At 73.4% G+C, this 25060-nt stretch carries 4 protein-coding genes; all 4 read right to left on the reverse strand.

The annotated features are described in order from the left end of the window. Nucleotides 1–28: 28 nt before the first annotated feature. The 4 genes from HUV60_RS09160 to HUV60_RS09175 are packed head-to-tail and all read right to left on the reverse strand — an operon-like array spanning nt 29 to nt 24979. Nucleotides 29–20863 carry a lonely Cys domain-containing protein gene (locus tag HUV60_RS09160; protein WP_269441157.1) on the reverse strand — a complete coding sequence of 6945 codons (20835 nt, stop codon included), beginning with the start codon at nt 20861–20863 and terminating at the stop codon, nt 29–31. Continuing rightward, entirely contained in the window at nt 20864–21211 is a 348-nt protein-coding gene (locus HUV60_RS09165) for a hypothetical protein (RefSeq protein WP_257847887.1), read from the reverse strand. Nucleotides 21212–21213: 2 nt separating this feature from the next. Next, entirely contained in the window at nt 21214–21705 is a 492-nt protein-coding gene (locus HUV60_RS09170) for a YbaB/EbfC family nucleoid-associated protein (protein WP_257847886.1), read from the reverse strand. Nucleotides 21706–21733: 28 nt separating this feature from the next. Then, entirely contained in the window at nt 21734–24979 is a 3246-nt protein-coding gene (locus HUV60_RS09175) for an AAWKG family protein (RefSeq protein WP_257847885.1), read from the reverse strand. Nucleotides 24980–25060: the final 81 nt, after the last annotated feature.

Genomic DNA, 25060 nt, shown 5'->3' on the forward strand with positions numbered 1-25060 from the left:
CCACTCGTCGCTCGTCCGTCTGCTTCACCTACCGGGCCCCCGGACCACCTGTCCCGAGGGGCGGCAGTCCGAGAGCGTGCCGGAGCCGGGCGGCGAGGCGCACCGCCTCCCGAAGGTCCGCCCTGTCCGCCGCCAGGCGGTCGGCGACCTGCCGCACCGCGTCGCGGAACTCCTCCCCCGCGTACCGGGAGTCCGCGAGCACGGAGTGCGCCTCGTGCGGCAGTACCAGCCCGACGGCCGTGTCCCACGCCCGGACGGCGTTCAGGTCCGTACCCGTGCCCTCGGCGGGGAACGCGCTCTCGAAGTCCGTGAACGCCCACTGCCAGATCCGCCTCGACACCGCGGCCGCGATGGCCTCGAGCGCGTCCGGCCACAGGCCGGGCCGCAGCATCAGCAGCCGCACCTGGTCGAGCGGCGCCAGTCCGCTGCCGCGCAGGCCTCCCCCGAGTTGTGCCTCGACGTCCATTCCGGGGGTCACCGGGATGCCCGCGGCCCTCAGGTCGCTCAGGCCGACGATGTCGGCATCGCCGAACCCCGGCGGATTCCCGGGCAGGTCCTCGGCCGTCACCTGCCCGGCCACCCACTGGCGCTGGGCGGTGTCGCGAGGCACGACGGGCACGTACCCCACGTCGGCGTCAGGGCCGGTGCCGGTCCCGGGGAGGGCCTCGGGGGTGGTCTCCCCGGGTGGGGGCGTGGTCCCCTCCGCGGACACCGGCACCGGGTGTGCCGGTGCGTCACTGCCGCCGTGGCGCTCACTTCCCGCCGTCGCGGTCCCGTCGCGGTCCTGGCCGGTCCAGACCTGCCCGGGGGTGGCGAGCACCGCCGGATCGTGGGTGTCGCGGCCGAGGGCCGCCGCCGTGGCCGCCATCCGGAGCAGGTCCGCCCGCAGGGCGTCGTCCCGCGGGTCCTCGCCGGTGCCGCCCAGATGAAGCGCCTTCGTCGTCAGGGCGTCGGGGTCGGGATGGTTCTCCACGCTCTCCACGGCCTTGACCGCGGCCCACAGCGCGTTCTGCCGGTGGGCCGCGGTGACCTGCGCCGCCGGGTGCAGACCCAGCACCCGGCGGACCCACTGGTCCGGATCGTGCTGTCCGATCAGTTCGCGGGCGCGGTCGACGGAGGGCAGGGAGGCGAAGTCGGACAGTGCGGACCGGGGGTCGGTGGACAGCCGCACCGACGCGGCCTCGAGCATCGTCCGTACGTCGACGGGCTCCGGCGGCGCGGGCCGGGTGCCGGGGGTGGTCGTCAGGCCGTGGTGCGCGCGGGTGACCCGGTCGAGCAGGTCGAGCGTCAGCTCACCGTGTCCCCGCAGGTTCTCGTCCCCGCGGCGCATGACCTCCAGGGCGCCGATGCCGCGCAGGAGCTGACGGTAGGTGCCGGCCGGGTCGTCCCGGTCGTGCTCCACATCGACGCCGAACGTGATCCTCAGGGCGCGGACCAGTCTCAGTGCCGTGTCCCGGGCCGTGACCCGGGGGAGGTCGGGGGACGTCTCCAGGCCGGCCAGGCCGGCCAGAGCGGCCAGGGCGTCGAGTTCGTCCGGGGTCGGTTCGGGGCGCAGCTTCACCATGTCCACCGGGTCGTTCGCCGGCGTGGTGGGGATCCCGTGGTGGTGCAGCTTCCCGTTCGCGTGGCGGCTCCAGTGCTCCCTCTCGGGGGCGTAGACGTCGCGCCGTGTCACGTTGGAGACGCTCTGGGCCGCCGACGAGGCGGAGAGCGGGTCGGGGACGAACGGGCGGCTCCGCTTCAGGGCTGCGGCGGTGTGTCCCTCCGGTCCGCTCCCCCAGCAGGACAGGAACACGAGGGGGGTGTCCCGGTCCAGTCGTGCCACGCTTCGGCGCCGCCGGAGGAAGCCACCGGTTTCAGAACCCCGGACCGGAACGTCGCTCTGGAATTCATTGACCATGAGGGTCTGGCCCGGCAGGCCGTGGGCCAGGAAGAAGTAGGGCTTCCGGCCCTTCCAGGGAACCGGCCGGGGGTCTCCGACCGGTTCACTGGTGAGCGGGTCGTAGACGGACCACTCCGTCGACCGGGTCATGGTCTGCAGCAACGGCTCGAACCGGAGCAGGTCGGGGCCGTTGAGCACCGCGCGGCCGACGGGCCGGCCCTCGTCGGTGAGGGTGAAGGACATGACCTTCCCGTCCTCGAGAGTCCTCCCCTCGACCGTGTGCAGGACGCCCTCCCCGGGCCCCGGCCGTCCCTCGTCCGGGCCCAGGTCGTCGGGCCCGCTGCCGATCCACCCGCCCAGCGGCCCGCTTCCGAGGACCCGGTCGTCGGCCACCTCGATGCGGTGGCGGCCGGTGCCGGGGTGCGGCTTCAGGGCGGCCTCGCCGCTGTGCGACCACAGCGTCCTGCCGGACCGGGCCGCGGCCCTGCGCGGCAGATCCAGTCCCATGGCGCCGGCGTTCTGCGAGACGAGCACCACCTCGGTGCCGTCCTCACGGCTCGCCAGTTCCTCGTCCAGCGCCAGCAGCTCGGCGAACTCCTCCGACGACAGCTTCCACCGCTTGCTGCCGTCCGGCAGGGACAGCCCGACCTTCGTGTGGTCACCGTCCTTCGTCCCGATCACGTACGGGAGGGGAGCACCGGGCCGGCGTGCCCACGGCGAGGGCTGGGAGTCCCTGCTCCCTCCGTCCACCACGTCGTACGAGGAGACGTCCACGTCCCGGGCAGGCCGGCCCGTCCAGTTCCGGCCCAGCGGGGTGCCGTCCGGTGCGGTCAGGCGGGTGGCGTCGGACAGCAGGCCCTGCTGGCCCAGGTGATACGCGGTCAGCGACGTCCGGCTGGTCGCCCGGCCGGCCGCCATCGCCTCGTCCACCAGCTCGTACAGCCTGCGCACGCGGTTCGACAGACCGTCGACGTCGAAGCGCACCGGTGCGGGAGCGGAGTCCGTGGACCCACGGTCCGAGTCGCTGTCCGAGTCGGGGTCCGAGTCGCGGTCCGAGTCACGGTCCGAGTCGCGGTCCGAGTCGGGGTCCGAGTCACGGTCCGAGTCACGGTCCGAGTCACGGTCCGAGTCACGGTCCGAGTCGGGGTCCGAGTCACGGTCCGAGTCGGGGTCCGAGTCACGGTCCGAGTCGGGGTCCGAGTCACGGTCCGAGTCGGGGTCCGAGTCACGGTCCGAGTCGGGGTCCGAGTCGGGGTCCGAGTCGGGGTCCGAGTCGGGGTCCGAGTCGGGGTCCGAGTCGGGGTCCGAGTCGGGGTCCGAGTCGGGGTCGTCCCCGGGGTTGTCGTCGAGGTGCAGGAGGTTCCTGGCGAGCCTGTCCGGGCCGGTGAAGTAGTCCGCCTCGCCGAAGTCCTCCGGGCTCAGTTCCGCCAGCCGGGCGACGGCCTCCGACAGGGGGGAACGGTCGACCGTGATCACTGCCTGCCGCCGTGCCGCCCGCCCGGTGGCGCCGTCGGTCGGGCCGACGGCGCCGATGTCCCGGCCGCCGCTCTCCGCGGTGATCGGGAAGTCCTCGGCCCGGACCGTGCCGCCCCGTACTTCCGCGACGTTGCGCACGGCCCGCTCGTTGAGTTCCAGCTGACGCCGGATCTCCTCGAGGAGGAGGTCGCGCACGGCGTCCGCCCGCCGCCGGCCGACCGTCCCGGCGTGCTCGGCGGCACCGCCGGACAGCGCGAAGCGCGGGCCGTTGCTGTAACCGGTGACCGTGATCCCGGGGAGCCGGAGGCCGGCCCTGAGGTCCCGCAGGCCGGACAGCACGATCTGCTCGGCCAGGCCGGCGAGCAGGCGGCGCTGCACCGGATCGGTGATGTCCCGGTGGCGGTGCTCGAAGGCGATCCGGGTGCGGGACGGGGAAGGCGTCGGGGCGGGCTCGGCGGGTCCGTCGTCGTCCGGCACCGCCACGCTCCGGGCCTCGTCGTCGGGGCCGAGGGCGGGGACGGTGTCCGACAGCGCCCCCGGAGCGGTCGGCCGCGCCACCGTGTCCGTCGGGGCCGGGGTGGCGGTGGAGGCCGGCGGCGCGGCGGGGGCGGTGGGTCCCACGGCGTCGGAGGGCCGCAGTTGGCCGGCGCGTGCGGCGCGCAGCAGGTATGCCAGGGAACCGGCGGTCAGCGACCGGTGCCAGCCCTGGCGGGCGGCGTACCGGCCGACGATGTGCCGGAGTCCGCCCCAGGTGAGCAGGCCGGGGTCGGCGTTGCCTGCCGCCTGGAACCGCAGCCTTTCGAGGGCGCCGAAGCCCTCGATCAGCTCGTGGAACTCCGCCTCGCGGGCCGGGTCGGAGTCGGTGTGCACGCCGTGGGTCTGGCGCAGGGCCCGCACCCAGTGGAGGGCGTGGTCGGTGCGCCCCGGCAGCTGGGCGGGCAGTCCGCCCAGGTCGGCGAGCGCGTCGAGGGCGGCGCTCCTGGGCTCGGGAAGGAATTCCTCGATGTGGCCCACGGGGTCGTCGGGGTCGTCGTACACGATCAGGCGCGGCGGCAGGCTGCCCTCGGCCTCGCTCGGCGAGATCTGCCGGTCCACGGTGAAGACGGTGCGTCGGGTCTCGTTGGCGACGTACTGGGCGGAGGAGGGATGGGCGAGCAGGTCCTGGTCGGCGCGTGTCATGGACAGCTCACAAATCAGCAGCCACACCGGCTTATCGGGGGACAGCGCCTGCATGCTCTTGCGCCGCGCCAGTATCCGGCCCAGCTGCCGGGGATGGACCGCCTGGTTGGCGCCGGTGCTGCGGCGGGGCACGGTGGTGCGTCCGCCGTCGCCGTGGCCGACGACGACGTAGGAGTCGGCCAGGCCCCGCGGCAGGGGCAGCGCGCCGCTCTGCCGCCCGGCATACACACCGGGCAGCCCTTCCAGGGCATGGGTGTAGTGCTGGATGGCGGACACCGTTCGCAGGGCCTCCTCACGCATCGCCATGTCGTGCGCGTCGAGGAACGCCCGCCCGGTCAGGGCCTGCCCGTCGACCGTGACCAGCGGGTACGAGCGGACGTCGGCGTCGGGGAGGACGGTGCCGTTCGCGGCCCTGACCGTGGCCGCCGGGTCGTCCGGGACCAGTCCCGGGTCGGCGGGGATCCAGGTCCCCGCCGGGTCGCTCCCGGAGACCGGCGGGGCCAGGACCGGAACCCGGCGGCCGTCCGGGGCCCTTTCCAGTCGCAGGTCGCCGTAGGTGAACCAGACGCGGGTGCCGGTGCGGTCGGCGATCACCCGTGCGAGGGCCTCGTTGCGGCCGTCCTCCTCCCCGATCAGGAGCGCCACGGGCACATTCGGCTGCCGCTCGGGGTCGTGCAGCACCAGTTCGGCGAACTCCTCGTCCGACACCGGCCGTCCGTCCGCCGTCATCACTCCCTCGGCGTTCCGTTCGGCCACCGCCACGTAAGCGGCGGGCCTCCAGGGCGCGGGGTGGACGCCCCGGGGATCGGCGACCACGTCCAGGTGCAGGTGGACACCGGGACGTCCGGTCCAGTTCCTGCCGTGCGGCGCGCCGTCGTCCCCGCTGAGCACGGACTGCTCCGGGTAACCCTGCCGGGTCAGCCCGTAAGCGGCGACGGCGTCCAGGCTGCCGCTCCGGCCCCGGCGATGGGCGCTGCTCACGAGGGTGAGGGCGTCGTAGTGCCGGGCCGCGTCCACCGGTTCGTCCGGCGCCAGGTGCAACAGCATCCGGGTGATGCCGTCGAGGTCCAGGTCGGCGCCGAAGCGGGGGTGCCCGGCGCGCACCGCCTCGATCACGCGCAGTGAGTTGAACAGCCCGTCGCGCAGCTCCGGCGGGAGCGGCTGGGAGCCGAAGGTGGCGTCGACGAGTGCCCACAGTTCCCGGAGACGCTGCTGGACCGTGCTGTGGGTGGGCGGCGGTGCGGCGGCGGACCGTGCCTCCGGCACCGGAGTGGGCAGCGGCAACGGGGCGGGAGTGTGCGGCTGCGGCGCGTGCGCGCCGGTGGTGCCGTCCCACAGGGCGCGGACGGCCACATAGGAGTCACTGCCGTCACCCGGGTCGCCCTCGGCGACGTCCCACAGCGCACGGGCACGGGCCAGTGCCTCGTTCTCCACGTCGGTGGCCTCGACGGGGTTGACGTCCGCGGGGCGCGGCCCGCGGGGACGGGCCGGTTCGACGCTGCGCGGGTGGCCGGGCGCCGTCCGGGGGCCCTCGCCGTACAACCGGCGCAACAGGGGGTACAGGGCGGGCTGGCGGGTGCGCACCCACTCCGGGCCGGCGTTGTTGCGGGGCAGCCCGGTGTAGGGGTCGCTGCCGCCGTTGGCCCTGAGGTAGACGTTGGTGAGCTGGGCGAAGAACTCGAGCTCGTCACGGCTGCTGTAGTTGGGGGCGCTGCGGCGGCCGTCGGCGTCGTAGCCGTGGAGGGGGCCGTCGGGCCAGTTGCCCGCCTCGCCGGCCCGTGTGGTGGTGCGGAAGGTGTTGGTGATGCGCTGCCGGTCGACGGCGTCCAGACCGTGCAGGTGAAGGGTGTGGGCGAATTCGTGCAGGGTGGTCGAGTAGCCGTCGGGATAGGCGGACATGCCGGCGCTGACGGTGGTGCGCTCGCCGAGCAGATTCTCCTCGGTGACGGCCGCGGTGCGCGTGCCGACGCCGCGGACGTCGTCCCAGGGGCGGCCGTCGCCGGTGACGGCGCCCCGCAGGAAACGGAAGGCGTCCAGGGAGGTCATGGCCTCGCTCCTGGGCACCACCACGACCCGCGAACCGCCCTTGAGCAGCCGCGCCGCGACGTCGGGGTCCCGCAGCAGTCGGGCGACCTGGGCACGGGCCCGGTCACCGGCGGAGACGGGCTGTTCGACCCCGTCGGGCACCTGCGTCATGAGGCGCGCCGCGACCGAGCCGAACTCGGCCGGGGCGAGCCCGGCACGCAAGGCATCGACGAGCACGGGATCACCGGCCAACCGCTCACGGTCCGCGGGCGGCAGCGACGCCAGCGTCACGTCGCGGTCGGCGGTGGACAGGCCGGGCAGCCGCGCGGCGAGCGCCCGGACCGGGTCCGCGGCCACCTCCGGACGGACCCGCAGCCCGTCGGCCAGCGCGGTCAGCTCGGCGCGCAGCGCGGGCAGGTCGGCGTCGGTGACGCCGAGGGCGCGCCACGTCTGTTCGTGGCGGGCGAGGGCATCGGGGTCCAGGGCTGCGGAGTCGAGCAGTTCGCTGAGCCGTACGACGAGGGAGGGGGCGGCGCCGGCGGGCCGCGCGGAACGGTAGGCGTCCTCGCGCGCGAGCACCGGCGTGACCGTACGAGGGCTGTCGGCAGGGGTGTGGTGAAACGCCCACAGCAGGTCGAGGAGGTCGCGTCCGCGCAGCTCCGGGTCGGTCCCGGTGGCCGGGGCGAGGGCGGCGTCGGCCAGGGAGTCCGCGGGCGCCGGCACGGTGAAACCGTCGACCGTGACCGTGCCGGAGACCGGCCGGTCCACCGCCGTGACCGTGATGTCGACGCCGTTCACCGACAGGCCGAGAACACGGCCGCCGCCCGTGACGGGCCGAACCCGCACCGACGCTCCGGGCATCTCCCGCTCCAGCGCCCCGCGTATCCCGGCGACGGCGGGCAGGGCAGCCGCGGACAGCTGGAACTCCACGGTACCCAGCGGCCGGGGCAGGCCGAACTGCACCCGGCCGCGGGCGGCTCCGGCCAGCACCACCGGGTGGCCGAGGCCGCGCAGCACGGCACCGACCCGGCGCGCGACGTCCAGCTCGCCGGTGCCGTCACCGGACGGCGTGTCCGGCTCGTACGCCCCAGCCCCCTTCAGGGGGCCCGGGACACCGCGCCCGGCCGGGGTGGTGGGGGCCGACGGCGGAGGCGGAGGCGGGGGCGCGGGCTGCGGGAACGGCGGGGGTTCCGACGGCGGGGCCGGGGCGGGTGCGGCGGTCTTCACCTGGTCGGTCCGGACGACGACGCCCAGCCGGTCGCTGAACAGGGCCGCCACGTTGGCCAGCCATGCGGCGGCCTCATCGGCGTCCAGGTCCGGCCGGACCTGGACGCTCATGTAACGGCCCGACTTGTCGTTCACCACCCAGGAGCCCAGCTTCGCGCTCCAGCGGAACTCGCCGGACACCCGGCTGCGCCCCGGCAGTGTCCGTCCGGCCTTCTTCTCGCCGTCGGCGGCGGGACCGGCGTCGGCGAAACCGGCGGCGATGCCGGTGTGGCCGAGCCCGTCCAGCGCCTCGCGCAGCGCCTGGGCCGTCAGGTCGGGGTCCCGCTCCCGCATGCCCGCCAGCAGTGCGTCGAACTGCTCCTGGGTGACGATCCCGCTCGGGCTCTCCGTGCCCAGGACCACCCGCCCGTCATCGGTGACCGTGTACAGCCACACCGCGTCCCGGTTCCCGGTGATCAGCAGGTGCGGATCCACCTCCTCCAACGGCACCCACAGGGGGTTCAGCCGTACGTCGCCGTCCTGGTCGCGTTCCTCGTCCTTGACCCGCTTCGGGAGAACCGGGTCGCCGAACCTGTCGCGGACCGGCACCACAGGCGGCACCACAACGTCCACCGGCACCACAGGCGGCTGGGTGTCCGGGGTTTGCGTGTCCGCCGGCGGTGTCCGTGCGGTCGGCAGTGCCAGTCGGTAGTGGCGGTCGTCGAGGCTCAGCACCACGTGTGCGCCGGTGTGTTCGGATGTCTCGACGAGTCCCCGCAGGTTCTCCTCTCCCGTCGGGTGCCCGGGAGTGAAGTCCTGGAAGCCGCCGTCGCTCCGGACCACCGTGACGCGCACGCCGAAGGTCCGTGCGGCGAGCAGCGGGAGCAGGTCCGCCGCCGAGTGGTTCCAGCCGGCCTCGGAGGCGGCGTCGCCCCGGCGCAGGAGCTGGGTGATCGCCAGTTCGGCCCGGACCTCGGGCGTCAGGTCGACAGCGTGCGGGAGGAGACCGCCGAGACCGTCGAACTCACGGCGGGCGGGGGTGTCCGCCGCGAGGTCCAGGCCCGCCGCGGCGATCTCGTCCGCGCCGAAGGCGTCGGTGGCGTCCGGGGCGACGGCGGCCAGCAGGTCCCCGTCGGCGTGGTCGGTGAGCCAGGAGGCCATCCTCCGGCGCAGCTCGGACATCGCCCGCGGACCGTCGGGGTCGATGCCCTGCGCGGACAGCAGTCCCGGGGCGGCGCGTTCGAGGCCGTGGGCGAGCGCGCGGAAGAAGGCCTCCCCGTCCCTCGGCACGTCGTGGAGCGTGTACGTCTCCTTCGCGGGAGACGTGAGGACGGTGTCCGGTCCCGTACCGGTCCTGGTGTAGCGGGGCGGGGCCGGGGAGGACGCCTTGGGTGCCTTGGGCGGGGCCTGGTAGGTCACCGCGGGCGGTTCGGCGAGACCGTCCAGCTGCCTGCGGCCCTCCTCGGTGGTCACGAGCCGGTGCCAGCGGGTGAGCTGGTCCGCCCCGGCCCGTACCCGGTGGTGTTCCGCCGCGGCCTTCTCCGCCGCCTCCCTGAGCGTGTCCAGCTCGGCGCGCCGGGCGTCGAAGGCGGTGCGTGCCGTGTCCCGGCGGACGGTGGCGTCGTCGAGGCTCCGGCCGGGCGCTCTCGCGGACAGCAGGGCCGCCTCGAGCCGCTCCTCGGCCGCGGCCTTCTCGGTACGCGCGGTGTCGAGCCGCAGCTCGGCGGCCTTCCGCAGGGTCCCGGCGGCCTTCGTCTCCTCGGCCAGGCGGGCCCGGACGGCGTCCTGTTCCTCTCTCAGGAGGTCGGCCCAGCCGTCGTGTTCGGGTTCGGCGCCGTACTCGTTCTCGGCGAGGGCGTCGACTTCGGCCTGTGCGGCGGCCACGGCCGCGTCCGCGGTGCCGTGGTCCCGGCGCGCGTCGTTCCCGGCCTGTCGCAGGGCGGCGTCCGCCGTGTCGACGTCGGCCCGGGCGAGGTCGACGGGGCGCCCTGCCGCGCGGGCGGTCGCGGCGGCTCCGTCGAGGGCGGCCTGCGCGGCGTCGAGGTCCGCGCGCAGGCCGGCGGAGGCGCGCCGCTTCTTCCAGTAGGCCTTGTCGGCGTCGACCCACGCCTTGCTCGCTCTGCCGACGGCGTCCCACGCCTTCGCGACGCGTTCGGGGAAGTTCGCGTCGGTGACGAGTTTCAGGTCGCGGGCGATGTCCTCCCGGACCCAGGTGACGACGTACGCCTCGGACTGCATCGCCTGCGGACCCGACCTGGCCTTGCCGAAGGTCCCGCCCCGAATCCTGTTCGCGAGCTTCGAGTCCACGATGCTCCGGTGCACGTCGCCGACGCTGAGCCAGGTGGCCGGGACGGCGAACAGGAAGGACCGGCCCGTCTTGGGCTTGAGGTTGCGCGAGGTCAGGTGGTCGTCTCCGACCGGCATCCCGTCGCCGTCGAGGTCGTTGGGGCCGGGACCGGAGAGTCCGATCTGGTTGAGGCCCGCGATGTCGGGAGAGTCGTACAGGAAGCCGCCGCCGAGGCTCGCGGCCTGGCCGTGCTCGCCCGACGAGGACGTGCCGGCGTTGTCCCCGTACCGCCTGAGCACCTCCAGCTTCTTGCCGTCGGCGACCGTCAGCAGCAGCGCGCGGCTGAAGTCGGGCGTCGAGCGCAGGGTCAGCCGCCCGGTGTCGGTGCCCACGAGGGACTGCTCGGTCAGCCCCACCACCTGGTAGCCGCCCGGTTCGGTGGTGCGGGGGAAGAACGCCGTGACCGCCGTGGTGCTGGTGCCGTCCTCCAGTGCCTGCGCCGATCCGGTGCCCAGCCGGGTCAGGCCGGTCTCCCTGGTCCTGCGCAGGAGCAGGGAGAGGGTGTCGGCGTCGGGACCGTCCTCGGCCTCGAGGGCACGGAGGGAGAAGCCCGCGTCGTACGCCTTCGTGAGGAGGAGGTCGTTGGCGACGCGGATGTTCTCGATGCCGACGATCCCGCGGGGGTGCATGCCGTTCTCGGGGAAGGTGAACGGCCGTACGGCGCCCTCCCCGTCCCGGACCAGTACTTCTTCTCCCGCCGTGGGAAGAGGCACCGGCCGGGGCGGTTCGGCCAGGGCGGGGTCGGCCGCCGGATCGGGCGCGGGCAGCAGCCGGCCGGCGGTGGAGGTGCCGGCCGGGGAGGCCCCGGTCCCGTCCGCCCCGGACGAATCCGTCTTCGACGGCACCGGCTCCATCAGGCTGAGCGGCACGTGTTCGCGCAGCTCACCGGCGTCGTTCTCCTCGATGATCCGCAGTCGGCCCCGGAAGCGGTCGAAGGCCGTGGCCCGGCGCTCCGGCGGTCCCCCGTCGGCCGGGGCGCCGGTGTGCGGGGGGTCGTCGGCTTCCAGGGTGATCCGCATCCGGTACGGGGTGACGATCTCCGCATGCGGTTCGGTGGACGCCGCCCGGTAGATCGTGACGGTGGTGACCGCGTGGCTCGACGCGACCGTCCTCCGGTGGGATCCGCCCTCGGTGTACGTCGGTCCGGCGGCCACCACCTGCGCGTTGCCGGTGTGCGCCAGCTGGCTGGTCAGAAGACCCACGTCCGCCCCGGACGAGAACTCCGAGTTCTCCTGGGCGGTCTCGATGGCCCGCCGGTTCTCCTCCAGCTCCGCGCTGTGGTCGAGCCCGTCGAACGCGGGTGTCCCGGGGATCAGCTCGACCCGTACCCGCACCCGCCGGCTGCCGAGCCGCACACTGCCCCAGCCCCAGCCTCCGGCGGTGACCGGCGTCGACGGGCCGGTGGTCGTCATCTCCCCCTTCAGGGCCCGGGTGGCGCGGGCCGTCACCATCTGCCGGATCCTCTCCCGGCTCTCGTCGTCGAGCCCCAGTTCCCGGATCCGCCGGTCGAACGCGAGCAGCACCTCGGTGGGATCCAGCGCGTTCACCGCGTACGTGCCGAAGGCGGCGCCGCGCAGCCAGGGCTGCGGCGCCCAGAGCTGCCGCGTGTAACGGGGGACGTCCCCCATGCCGTCGGCGAGCAGCCCCATCCGGTGCGCGCTCTTCTCCGGCAGGTGCCCCAGCAGGCCGCCCGGGCTGGTCAGCTCCGTTCCCGCCGCTCCGGCGAGTGAGCGGGGTACGAGGGCGCTGGCCGCCGCGGTCGTCCCGATCCGGCCCGCCCCCAGCCGGCTGGAGACCAGCGCGAACCAGTGGTGCACGTCGCCGGCCACCAGCACCTGGTGGGTGAAGCCCTTGCGGTTCATGTCCGCGACGACCGTCCGTACGACGCTGAGGCTGCGCGCGCGGGACGTCGAGACGGGGTTGGCGACGATTCCGTACGCGCCCATGAGGCCGTGCCCCGGATTCTGGGCGACGAAGTAGATCAGCTGGCCGCCGAAGACGAAGCTCGTGCTGTTGCTGGTCTTGCCGGCCGCCTGCCGGGTGCCGCCGAGCGTCATCTCGGTGTCCATGGACATCGACGGCGTGAGGGCGTGCAGGTCCCCGACCGTCGTCGCGTACCGATAGGTCCCCCACAGCTCACCGTACGGCCCTTTGCCCAGCAGGCCGCTGCCCACCAGGCCCAGCGGCCCCGAGCTCTGGTCGAAGCCCGCCGCGAGGTACTGGGGGGTGAAGGTGCGGACGATCGCCTCCCGGGTGGGGGCGCCCTCCTTCACGAGGTGCCAGGCGCTGCCCGACGCCTCCTTCAGGACCCGGTCGACCTCCGCGGTCAGCGTGGGTGACAGCACCATGTTCACGATCACGAACGGGTGCTGCCGGAAGTCCCGGAACGGCTGTGTCCCGCGGTCGGCGAGCCGTCCGGCGGGCTGGCCCCCGCCGGTGCCGGCGGGCAGCACGAGGTCGCCCTTCGCCAGTGCGAGAGCCCGCTCGGTGGTCATGGGGGCGGGCGCGGGCTCGTCGGACAGATAGGGGTTGAGCGCCCCGTCCGCGTACGGGTCCGCGTCGGGGGTGTGCTGGACGGGGACACCGATGAGCACCTGCCCGGTCATCGGGCCGCCGCCCCGCAGGTGGCCCAGCGCCGTCCGGCCGAAGAGCACGTTGACCGGCTCGTCCAGGACCAGCAGTCCCGGCAGCCCGAGGCCGAGCCCGCGGATCAGGCCGCGGGGCCGCCAGTAGCCGCCCAGGGTCGCGGTGAGGGAGAGGTCGTAGCGGTACAGGTGGGTGGGCTGGTTGCTCACCGACATCGGCTCGTTGGTGACCGTCGAACCGAAGGCGGTCTCCGCCTCCCCCTGCCATCCCCGGCGCGCGCCCAGGGTCAGTCCGAGCGTGTTGCGGGGGAGCCCCGCGTCGTCGGCGTTGTTGTCGCGTCCCGAGAACGTGCCTTCGAAGCCGAGGTCCACGCCCCGTTTCGCGCTTGCCTGGCCGTCGAGCCGGTCGACGCCCTGTGCGCTGAAGCGCATTCCCTCGTCGACGTCCTTGCCCTCGTACCGTCGCCCGGTCAGCGTCCCGTGCACCCGGAGGGTGTAGTAGGTCTGTCCGACGGAGTCGGGGTCCGTGAGTCTGACCGGCAGGCCGACCGTGGTCAGCGCCTCCAGGTTCGCGGTGATGTTCTGCTGGGACAGCACACCGAGGATTTGCAGGGTGTTCTGGAGCGCGATCCGGTACGTGACGGGATCGGTCCACCGGGGCGGCACGGGCAGGCGCCGGGCCGCGTCGAGCGCCTGGTCCGGCCTGCGGGTGAGCAGGTCGCCCAGGCGGGCGCGCCAGGCCCTCGGCAGGTTCGGCGGCAGCAGCTGGTCGAGGGGGACCACCAGCCCTTGGCGCAGCTGCGCGAGGGAGTCCACCACGCCGTCGGCGAACGCGTCCAGCAGGGTGCGGCCGACGCCGTCCGCCGCGTCCGGTGCGACCCGGGTGCGCAGGCCGTCGTCGAAGGTGAACTCCTTCACCCGGTGCATGCCCAGGGTGCGCGGGCGGTCCACGGTCAGATAGGGCGGGACGAACGGCGGGGCACCGCCGTGGCGCAGGGCGAGCGAGGTCCCGTCGTCCCATCCGGCCAGCCGCCGTGCCTCGGAGCTGGTCATCCGGTCCAGGCTCCAGGTGAGGAAGCGCGTCGGCGGTGCGCTGTCACCGGCCCGCCGCACGCGCACCGACTTCACGACCAGGTAGAGGGCGGTCCTGGGTCCCTTCACCTGTCCGGCCGACTTGAGGGTGCCGGCCCCGCCGAGTCCGGCCGACCAGGTCTTCGCGTACGCGTACTGGGCACTGGGCCCGAACTGGAGCCGCAGGTCGAAGGGGGCCGTGCCGGGGTCGAAGAAGTTGAAGGCGGGCCCGGCGACGGCTTGCAGCAGCAGGCTTCTGCCCGTGGCCCGGCTGCGCTCGCTGCGGACCGTCGAGGTGTTGATGTCCCGCATCTCGGCCTGGTCGGTCTCTCCGACGAGCACCGCCGCCCGGGGAATCAGTTCCTCCACGACGAAGACGCCCAGCGGTGACTTCTTCTTGTCGTCGGCGAACAGCGGCGGGGTGGTGATGCGGCCGCGCGCCATCGTGCCGCCGTGCCGTTGGAAGCTGTCGCCCGAGAAGAAGATGTCCAGCTCGGTGTAGGCCGAGCTGCCGGGCAGGGCCCCGACCTGTCCGGCAGCCCAGTCGCGGATCGCCGCGACGGGGCCGAACCCCTCGATCCGCACGAAGCGGTACGGGGAGTTGCGGTCCAGGTCGATCGACCGGGGGACGCGGCCCGGCTTCGGCATCTTCGTCACGCTGTCGGGCAGGCGCACCCGGAGCCCGTTGCGGAGGCCGAAGGCGAACCGGGCCGGTGCGGCCGGGTCGGTGTCGGTGCCCGTGACGTCCCGTCCGGCGGCGTCGGTGACGCGTATCTCGTAGTGGACGTCGTCCAGGAACGACCGTGACGCGTCCAGCGTCCGGGTCTCCATCTGGTTCATGCGCTGGTCGGCCAGCGTGTAGCCGACCTTGTTGATGAAGCCGAACCGCAGGGCGAGACGGCCGAAGCCGCCGAACGCGGCGGCGCCCGCCGGGCCGATCGGCCCGCCGAGACCGTACTGGGAGTTGGCCTGCATGTTCTTGGTCAGCCCGAACGTCGCGGCTCCCCGGTGCATGCTGTCGATCTTCGCGGCGTCACCGGTGCCGTCGTCGAACGGAACCCAGTTGCCGTAGTGACGCGCTCTGACGTACAGGACACGGACCTCTCCGTCCGCGGTGACGTACGGGAACGGGCGCCCGTCTCCGTCCGCCAGCGTCTTCGGCTTGTCCCGGAGCGTCCGACGGATGTCGGTCAGCAGCTGTGCGCCGCCCTTGCCGGGCCGGGCGCCCGGCCTGCGCCGCAGTTCGGCGTCGATCGCGTCCACTGCCTGTTCGAAGCCCCGCAGGGCGACCGTGCTCTGGCCGAAGGTGCTGGGACTGGCGAGGAGCTGTTCGAGCTCGGCGGCGGTCAGCCCGGACGGCAGCAGCGCCTGGAGGTCGTCGACGTACTCGGGCATCCGCCTGCCGTCCTCGAACCGGGCCGGGGCACGGCGTCGGGGCGGGGGCGTCATGGCGCGGTCGAGGCGCGGGGCGTGCGGAGGGGTCGGGTCCGGCTCGGTGGGCTTCGGGACGAGGGCCACCGTCAGGTCCGGCTCCGGGGACGAGGGCGGCTTGTCCGGGGCCTTGGTGTCGTCCTCGGCCGCGAACGTGATGTCGTCCGCTCCGGTGCGGCCGGTCCGCGCGCCGGTGTCCGGCGCGGTGGGGTCGCCGGGCCGGACGGCCGCCCAGTCGGCCGCCGCGGGACGCCCCGGCGCGCTGGGCAGGAGGGAGGGGACGTACGGCCGTGACGGGCCGGTCGGGGCCAGGCTCACGCTGCCCTGCGAGGCCCATACGGTACGACCGGTCCCGGCGCTGACGACGGCCCGCGGATCGGTGTCCGGGGTGCCGTTGCCGGCCGGCCCGGTGGACGTCGGGGGGCCCGCCTGGGCCGCCTGGCCCGCCTGGGCCGCCTGGCCCGCCTGGGCCGCCTGGCCCGCCTGGGCCTCCTGGGCCTCCTGGGCCTCCTGGGCCGCCTGGCCCGCCTGGCCCGCCTGGCCCGCCTGGCCCGCCTGGCCCGCCTGGGCCGCCTGGGCCGCCTGGGCCGCCTTCGGGACGGCCAGGACGATGTCCGTGGTGTCCTGCGGGCGGGTGTTGAGCACCGGGTCGCGTGCCAGCAGCTCGGCGACCTCGTCGTAGGGCACCCGGCCGCGGAAGCCGCCGGGCAGGTGCATGATCAGGTGGCCCGGTCCGCCTCCGGCCCACACCAGGTAGGCCGGTGCCCTGTCGGGTGTGCTCCACGGCGGGCGCTCCTGGCCCACGGCCCGGTAGCCGCCGCCCTGCTCGGGTACGGCGACGACGACGCGGTCGGTGGCCGTGGTCGTGGTCGTGGTCGTGGTCGGCGGGGAGGGGGACCAGCGTCGTCCGGTCGGCACGCCGTCGAGGTCGAGCAGTTGCGTCCGGGGCGCGAGGGCGCCCAGCGTCTCCAGGTGGAACGCGCCCAGTTCGGTCGGGTTGTCCACGTCGACGCCGACGGCCGCCGCCTGTGCGACCAGGTCGAGCAGTTCGGGCCGCCGGGCCGGGTCCGGCCGGTCCAGATGCAGCAGCCTGCCGGTCAGGGCGTCCGGGTCGGGGGTCCGGCTCTCCCACTCCAGGGCCTTCACACTCGCCCAGAACAGCCGGGCCCGCTGGGGCTCTTCGACGGCCGCCGGGCCGCCGTCGAGACGCAGGATGCGGGCGGCCTCGGTGTCCAGGTCCTGGTCCGGGAGACCGCCCAGCCGCTGCGCGGCGGCGGTGACGTGCGGCAGGGCGACGAAGTCGGAGAGTACGGTGCCCGGTCGACTGCGTACCGCGTGGGCGGCCCGGTCGAGCAGGTCCCGGTAGGCGTCGGGGCCCGGGGCACCACCCCGCTGGTACGCGTGGGCCACGCGCTCGAACAGGTCCGTGCTGAACGGGCCGAGGCCGCGCAGCGCCGGGTCGGCTGCGCGCATGCTCTCCAGCGCGCCGATGCCGGCCAGGAGTTCCCCGTACCGGCTGTCGTCCTCGATCGCCGCGCCGAAGGTCAGGCGCAGCGCGCGGACCAGCCGCAGCGTCCGTTCACGGGTCGCGTCGGACACCGGCTGTGAGGGGTCCGCGTGCAGGCCCGCCGCGCGGGCGCGGTCGTCGAGGACGGCTCCGGCGGGTTCGGGGCGGTGCTCCACCCACGCGCCGCGCCGGCCCCGCGAGTCCGTGTAGAGGCGGTGCACGAACGTCCGGTCCGGCAGCACCGCGAAGCTGACCATGTGGGTGCCGCCGTAGGTGGTGCGCCCGGTCTCGTTGGCGACGTGCTGGCTCTCGCTGACGACCGCCAGCGGGTCGGGGACGAAGGTGTCGTCGATGCCCCTGCGGGTGCGGACCGCACCGGGCGGCTTCGCGCTGGAGCACGCCTCCATCAGGACGGCGTGGTCCTTGGGGAGCCGCGCCAGGCTCGGACGCCGCTTGAGCATCCCGCCGGTCTCCCGCTGCCGGGTGTGGTGGCGCGGGTCCGTCATGGTCGGTACCCGGGTCGCGCCGGGCCGGCCGTGTGCGCTGAAGACGTACACCGGCTTGCCGGCGAACGGTACGGGCGCGTCGTCCTTGGCGGACTCCCCGGTGACCGGGTTGTAGTGCCACAGCTCCGTCGACTCCGTCGCGCGCCGCAGCGCCTCGATCCGGCGCGGAGCCTCGGAGTCCTCGAACACGCCTCTGCCGATGGTGGTGCCCCGGTCGGTGACGACGCTGTGGGACCGCACCTCGCGCTCCCAGGCCGGCGCGTTCCGGTACTCCGCCGGGTCGAGCACCTGACCGGGGGTACTGCGGATCCAGTGGGCGCGCGGCAGCCCTTCCCCGAACTGCAGGGAGACGACGTGCGGCAGGGCCGGGTCCTGCTGGGGCGACACCTTCACCGTGCCGTTGGCCGACCAGACCTCCCTGCCGGTACGGTCCGCCGCCCTGCGGGGCAGATCCAGACCCCGCGCACCGGCGTCGGGGACGAGCAGCACCACGGGGACGTCCGGGGGGAGCCCGCTCAACGCGGGGTCGAGGGCGAGCAGTTCGGCGAACACGTCGATCGGCACCTGGCGCGGGGCGCCGTCGAAGCCGCGTACGACGACCCGTCGGTGGTCGCCCTCCGTCATCACGACGTACGGTTCCGGCTCACCGGGGCGGTGCCATGGCGCGGTGCCCACGTCGCCGCGCGCCAGGCTGCCGTCGGCCTGGCGGACCACCTTGCCGACATGGGCGAGATCCAGGTCGGGGATCGCGCCGTTCGTCCAGTTGCGGCCCCGGACGCCCCCGCCCGGGGCGGTCATCGTACGGGTGGGTGACAGCACCCCCCGGAGCTGGAGGTGGAACGCCGCCAGGGCGGCCAGGCCGCCCGCCGACTCCACCGCCGGGTCCATCGCCACCCGGAACAGCTCGCTGCGCTGCGCGTCGGTCACCGCAGCGGCGGTGTCCAGGATCAGCACCCGGCGGGTCAGGGCGTCCAGGTCGAGCGGTCCGTCGCGCAGCGCGGGGTCGGCCTGCCGGAGCCGGTCGAGGTGCGTGAGGGTGTCGCGGAGGGCGGGGTAGATCCGGTTGGTCCCGACGCCGGGGCCGAACACCCCCGTCAGCAGCCGGTGGTCGAGGGCGTCGGTGGCCGGGGACGGCTCGGGCGAGTCGGTCGTGGACGCGTCGCCGTCCTCCCAGTCCATGATCATGTCGATCGAGTCCGGGGAGCCGGGCGAGCCCGGCCGGGAGGAGGGCCCGGCCGGGATCTCGGCCGGTGCCCGGGAGCTGAGCGGCGTCTCGTCGGCGACGACGGGGGGTACGGGGGGCACCTCGCGGGCGACGGCCGGGGCCGGTTCCACCAGGGAGGCGGCGGCCGGCAGTTCCCCGGACTCGGTCCGTACGGGCCGGTAGGGCGGCGGGACGTCGGACGTGGCCCCGGCCTCCGGCGCCGTGGGGGGCGGGCCGGACCGCTCGGCCTCCTCGGGCGAGGGGGCACGGGTGCCGTCCGGGGTGACGGTGGCCGCCGGGTCGTCGGTGGTGGTGACGCCGTCGGTGTCCGTGAGGGTGGTGCCGTGCTCACCGGACGGGGTGGTCTGGGGCCGTTGCTGCGGGGTGGCGTTCGGCGGGGCGGGGGCCGGGGAGGCGGTGGTCGAGGGGGTGGGTGTCGCGGCGGCCGGCGAACCGCCGGGAACCGGGGCGACCGGGGGTGCGAGGGGACCCGTCAGCGGGTCCGGCTGCGGGGTGGCCCGGTCCTGCTGGTCGGACGTGACCCGGGTGTCGGGGGTCCGGGACGTCTCCGGGTTCCTGGAGACGTCCGCGGAGTTCTCGGTGTCGTCCGCGGCGTCCGTGTCGTCGGCGAGCGGTGTCGTCGTGTCGTCGTCCGCCGTCCGTTGGCGCTCGGTGCCGTCCGATACGGAGGTGTTGCCGCCCGTCTGGGTCGACGGCGGCCCCGGGGCGGAGGAGCCGACGGTGGACGGGATGTTCCCCGGCCCGTTGTTCGTGCCGGTGGCCCCGTCTGCCCCCGGGCCGGTGGCCACCGGGGGGCTGAGGGTGGAGAAGACGGTGTCGGTGTCCAGGTTCACCGGCGTCGGCGGGAGGTCCCGGCCGAGGGCGGAGTCCGGGACCGTGGTGTCCAGGTCGTCCGCGGCAAAGTCGTCGTAGGCGTTCGTGGACGCGTCCGAGGGGGTGTTGGTGTACGACGGTTTGCCCGCACCCGGTGCTCCCGGTCCGGCCTGCGTGCCGTTCCCACCGGTCGCCGCGGGCTGTACGTGGGGGTTCCCGTCGAGGGCGCTGTCGGCGTCGTGGTCCGGGCCGTGGTCCGTGAGGGAGGAGACCGTCGAGAGACCACCGGCGTCGCTGAAGACCGACGCGCGGTCACTGATGTCGCCGACGGAGGAGGGGTCGTCGTCGTGGGTGCCGGAGCGGGGCGGCGGAGTGTACGGGGTGTTCCAGGTGTCGGTGGTGGAGACCGTCTCGGGGCGGGGCAGAGGGGCGGGGTTCGGGCCGGGGCCGGACACCGGGGGCCCGTAGGGGGTTTCCGTGAGGTCCTGCACCCCGTTCCCGTAGGTGTCCTGGTACGCGTTGCCGTTGCCGTATGGGTCCCTGTACGTGCTCTGGTACGTGTCCGTGTACGCGTCCTTGTAGATGTCCCCGTACCGGTCGCGGTCCCGGTAGCCGTTCCTGTCCCCGCCCCCACCGTTCGTCAGGTGGTTGATGTCGTCGGGGCCGAAGTCGGGCTTGTGGAAGAACTTGTCGTACATCCACTTGCCGCCGTACTCGGCGCCGGTGGAGGCGGCTTCGAAGAGGAGCCCGCTGAGGCCCGCGCTCACGAACGTCGCGGGGTTGAGGGTGAACGTGCCCAGGAATATGAGGCCGGTGAAGGCCTCCGCGAAGGTTTCCGCCTGGCCTTCGTTGACGAAGCTGAGCGGGAGGTCGAACACTTCCTTCCACGTGTGGTTGTTCTTGAAGATGTTGCGCACGATCGGCGCGCTGAACTGGGAGAACAGGCCCCCGAAGAGTCCCGCGAACGCGCCGGCGACCGCCGACTGCCCGATCTCCGTCCAGTCGAACTCCTTGCGCCGGCGGTCCGGGGCGTCCGGCGCGGTCATGGAGATCAGCTGCGCGGCGAACGTGACGAACGCCTCCTGGATCGCCTCGAGCAGGACCGACAGCGGCGTGGGGACGGCGCGTCCCAGCCGCTGGAGGAGCAGCAGGATGGTGAGCGCGGTGCGCGCCTTCGCGATGGCGATCTCGGTGAGCGAGGTCCCACCGGTGAAGACGGACAGCGCGGCGATCAGGGCCAGCTCGATGTTCATCAGGATGAACTCGAGGAGGATCTGGTACTTGGCCTCGGAGAGCTTCATCGAGCGGTCCACCTGCCGCGAACCGATGTCCCGGAGCTCGTCGGAGAACTTCTGCAGGTGGTTCTGGCCGTTGTCGTCGACGAACAGCTTCATCGCGGCGACGAACTCGTCGGCGATCCGCGGCGGCAGCGAGTTCCCGGCGGTGGAGATCGCTCCCTTCACCGCGTCGGACAGGTCACGGACGTCGTCCGCCAGCCGCCGGTAGGGATTGCGGCTGGCGAAGCCCAGGTCCTCGTTGCCGGTCGCGACGTTCGCGCCCACCCAGACCTCGATGAACTCCCGCAGACCGGGCGGGAACATGATCGCCATTCAGCGCCTGGTTTCGCTCTCCGAGCCCTGCGCCTCGATGTCGTCCAGCGCCTGGGTCTGGGGCCGCTGCACGTGCTCGGCCTCCGCGGCGACCGCGTCGACCAGGGCCAGGAACCCGCTGGTGATGGCCGTGACCGTGGCCGACACCTGCTCCTGTTCCTTCCGGACCTGCTCACCGACGGCGTTGGCGAACTCGTCGTCGCCGCCCTCCTCGCCCCACCAGCCCGAGTACGCGGCGTAGCCGTTCTCGAACCGGGGCAGCATCTCGTCGCCGTACCGGACGGCGTCGGCGAGGTGCTTGGAACCTGCCAGGATCGCCTGGATGTCGGCGGAGTAGTTGCCGGCCACGACTACATCCCCTCCTGCCGCCGGTCGTCCGTGCCGCGGATCCCGGGCGGGGCCGCGGGCTCTTCCTCGTCCTCGACGATCTCGTCGCGGAGCCGGCTCATCGCGGTCGGCCGCCCCTTCGTCACGGAGGTCTCGCTGAGCAGCGAGCCGAAGACCGACCCCCAGTCGACGCCCATCCGCTCGGGTGCGGCGCCCCGCGAGGTCATCCGGGTGAGCGGGTCGAGCGTCTCGACGACCCGGCGGGCCATCTCGGCCCGTGCCGCGTTGGCGGCCTCCAGCACCGCCGCGGACAGCTGTGGGGCGGCCATGGTCCGGTACTTGCCGTCAAGAAACTCCAGGCTGGTCAGTTCGCCCTTCGCCCCGACACAGACCCGGACCGACCGGTCCGACGAACGCGCGGTGACCGACGCGGCGTCCAGCTCGGCGCGCGCCGAAGCCGCGGCCGCCTCCGCCGCCCTGAGGTGGGCCATCGCCTGGGCCACACGGTCTTCCATCGACTGACTCAACTCGGTCTCCTCCCCGTCAGCGCCCCAGGGCCTGGGGCGCTCCCCCCTCGTCGGTGCCCCAGATGTCCTCGTCCTCGGCGAGCCAGGTGGTGCGTTCCCTGTCGCCGCTCTCCGTCTGCGGCCTGCCTTCGCCCGCCCCGCCCATGCCTCCCATGGGCGGCATGAAGGGCATGCTGCTGCTGGTCTGCGTGCCCTTGGACACGACGCGGTGTTCCTCGTCGTCGACGGTCGGTGTGCCGGCCGCCACCCGGGCGGACCGGGCGACGCCCGGCTCGATGACGTTCCTGACACGCTCGCCGGAGTTCCCACCGGCCTCGCCGCCGGCGCCCCGCGCCATCGGCGGATACATCCCCGGCGATCCCGCTCCCGTGCCGGTCCCGTCCGCGGAGGCGGCCGCCAGGCTGTCACCGCTCTGCGGGCGACCCAGCGCCGAGGAGAGGTCGTCCTGGTTGTAGAGGTTGTCGGCGAAGACGGAGGAGTACGCCGATCCGGCCGATCCGGCGGGTGTGCCGCCGGAGTTGTAGGCGGAGAGGTCGGGAGGCTCGGGGAGGTCCGCGATGCGCTGGCGGATCAGTTCGTCGATGTTCTTGTCGTCGGCGTTGATCCGGTCGTACTCGGCCTGGATGTCGCCCATGCGCTCGTCGTACTCGGCCCTGGCGTCCTTACGTGCCTGCTCCGCGTCGGTGCGCGCCTGGTCCCGTTCCTCCTGTGCGGCGGCCTTCTCCCGCTCGTACTCGCTCCTGGCGTCGGCCTCGGCGGCGTCGGCCCGTTCGACGGCTTCCCGTTCGGCGGCGTCGATCTCCGCGATCCGGTCGTCGTACTCCTGCCGGGCGCGGGCCTCGTCGGCGCCGGCGGCCATCTCGCGCTCGTACTCCTGGCGTGCCTGCGCCCGCTCCTGCTCGGCCTGTTCCCGCGCCTGGTCCCGCTGTTCCCCGGCGGCGGCCTTCTCCCGCTCGTACTCCTGTCTGGCCGCCTCCTCCTGACGGTCGGCCTCCCGTACGGCGGCCTCGCGCTCGGCACGCGCCTCGGCCTTCTGCTCCTCGTAGTCGGCCTGCGCCTCGGCCTTGGCCTGTTCGGCCTCCAGCCTGGCCTGCTGCTTCTCGACCACCGCCTCGCGGCGGGCCTGCTCCTGCTGGGCCTCGGCATCGGCCCTGGCGTCGGCCTGCTCCTGCCGGGCGGTTTCCCTGTCCTGCTCGTACTCGGATCTGGCCGCCTCCTGTTCGGCCCGGGCCGCCGCCTTCTCCTGCTCCGCCTGGGCCTTGGCGGCCTCCTGCTCCTTCTCGGCCTCGGCCTTCGCCTGGGCCTGTTCCTGCTTGGCGGCTTCCTTCTCCGCGGCGGCTTCGGCCTTGGCGGCCTCCTGCTCGGCCTTGGCCTCGGCGCGGTCGGCGTCGTTCTGGGCCTGGGCCCGTTCGCGCTCCTTCTTCGCCTCGTCCTGAGCCTTCTGGTTCTGGGCGAGGACGAAGGCCTGCTGCTCGGCGGCCTCCGCCTTGGCCTGCGCCTTCTCCTTGTCCGCCTCGTCCTTGGCGGCCTCCTGCTCGGCCTTGGCCGCCGCCTTCTCCTGCTCCGCCTCCGCCTTGGCCTGTGCCTTCTCCTTGTCCGCCTCGGCCTTGGCGGCCTCCTGCTCGGCCTTGGCCGCCGCCTTCTCCTGCTCCGCCTCCGCCTTGGCCTGTGCCTTCTCCTTGTCCGCCTCGGCCTTGGCGGCCTCCTGCTCGGCCTTGGCCGCCGCCTTCTCCTGCTCCGCCTCCGCCTTGGCTTCTTCCTTCTCCTTCTCCAGGGCGGCCTTCTCGGCGTCACGCTCGGCCTTGGCCGCCGCCTTCTCCTGCTCCGCCTCCGCCTTGGCTTCTTCCTTCTCCTTCTCCAGGGCGGCCTTCTCGGCGTCACGTTCCGCCTTGGCCTCGGCCTTCTCCTTGTCCGCCTGCGCCTTGGCGGCGTCCGCTTCTTCTTTCGCCTTCTTCTTCTCGGCGTCCGATTCCGCTTCGGCGGAGATCTCCGAAAGAGGCCGGCTGTCCCTGTCGGTTACGCTGGCGTCGAATGCGTCCTGAGCCGTCTTGAACGCCTTGTGGATCTCGACAATGGCCGTGGCGCCAGCCGTGCTGAGCCAGTCCTGCACCGACTGCTCCCACCGGCGCACCGCCTCGTCGCCGATCGCCTTCCACGTCGACATCTCGCTGGGCCTGCCGTACGACTTGCCCTCGATGACGATGTCGTTCTGGAAGCCGGCCGTGGCCACCACGTTGTTGTGCCAGGACGTGTACAGCCCGGAGCCGTAGCTCACCGTCTCGATGTCGGTCTTGTCGTACTGGGTGTCGAAGAGCGTCAGCCGGGCGTCCTCGAGCATGTCGTAGAGCCAGCGCTGCGGATTGCTCTCGGCTTTCCACGCCTCCCAGGCGTCGTAGAGGTTCTGCGCCTGGGTGAGGATGATCTGCTGGGCCTCGGCGAGGGCGCGGGCCGGCTCGGACGTCACCGTCACACCGTCGATGGTGAGGGCGGAGCCTTCACCGCCGTCACCGTTGAGCTGGTCCGCGTACCCCTCGTAGTTGCGTGCCAGCTTGTGGATGAGTTCCTTGAAAATGGCGGCCGAGGTGCCGTCCCAGGACTCACTGCCCTCTCCGATGTCCTCGGTGTCCCACGTGCCGACGGTGACCTGGCTGTCCTCGAAGAACTTGACGACCCGGTCGAACGCCTTGGCGGCCTCCGTGAAGGACCGCAGGTCGACGTAGTTGGCGTCGTCCACCTTGAGGTCACGGTTCGTGTACCCGTGGGTGGAGTAGGGCCACATCGTCAGCTGCGAGAGGGCGTCCCGGGAACCGTAGAGGTACTGGACCAGGGGGTTGGTGTCCCAGTCGAGTTTCTCCCCCTCCTTGTTCCAGCCTCCCTTGTCCTTCAGGACCTCACTGGTCTTCGTGTAGCCCGGGATGATGTCGTCGCCGCTCGGCGGCCAGGCCTGGCCCGAACCGAGAAAGGTGATGTACGCCCGGTACCGGTAGAGGTTGCTGCCCTCGGACACGTCCTCCGTGTCACTGCTGGGACGGTAGAACGGCAGGGTGTAGTCGGTGTTCTTCGTCTTCCAGCCACTGGGGGAAAGGAACCCGGACGAATATCCCGGTCCGCCTTCCCTGTCCAGCCGGACGTGGATCAACGGGATGTCGTCGTTGCCCTTCAGATTTTCGAACAACGTGCTCCGCTCCGGCAGGATGTAGCCGGTGAGCATGTCAACTGCCTTTTTCCAGTTGTCGTTGTTGTTGTCTTCGGGGTTGGCCATCGCCGAGCTCCGCGAGGTGGTGGGGAGGAGAACTACCGGGTGTGCGTCGAACCGCCCGGGGTCACCTGCTGTCGGGTGACC

The sequence above is a fragment of the Streptomyces sp. KMM 9044 genome (assembly GCF_024701375.2).
Taxonomy (GTDB): Bacteria; Actinomycetota; Actinomycetes; order Streptomycetales; family Streptomycetaceae; genus Streptomyces.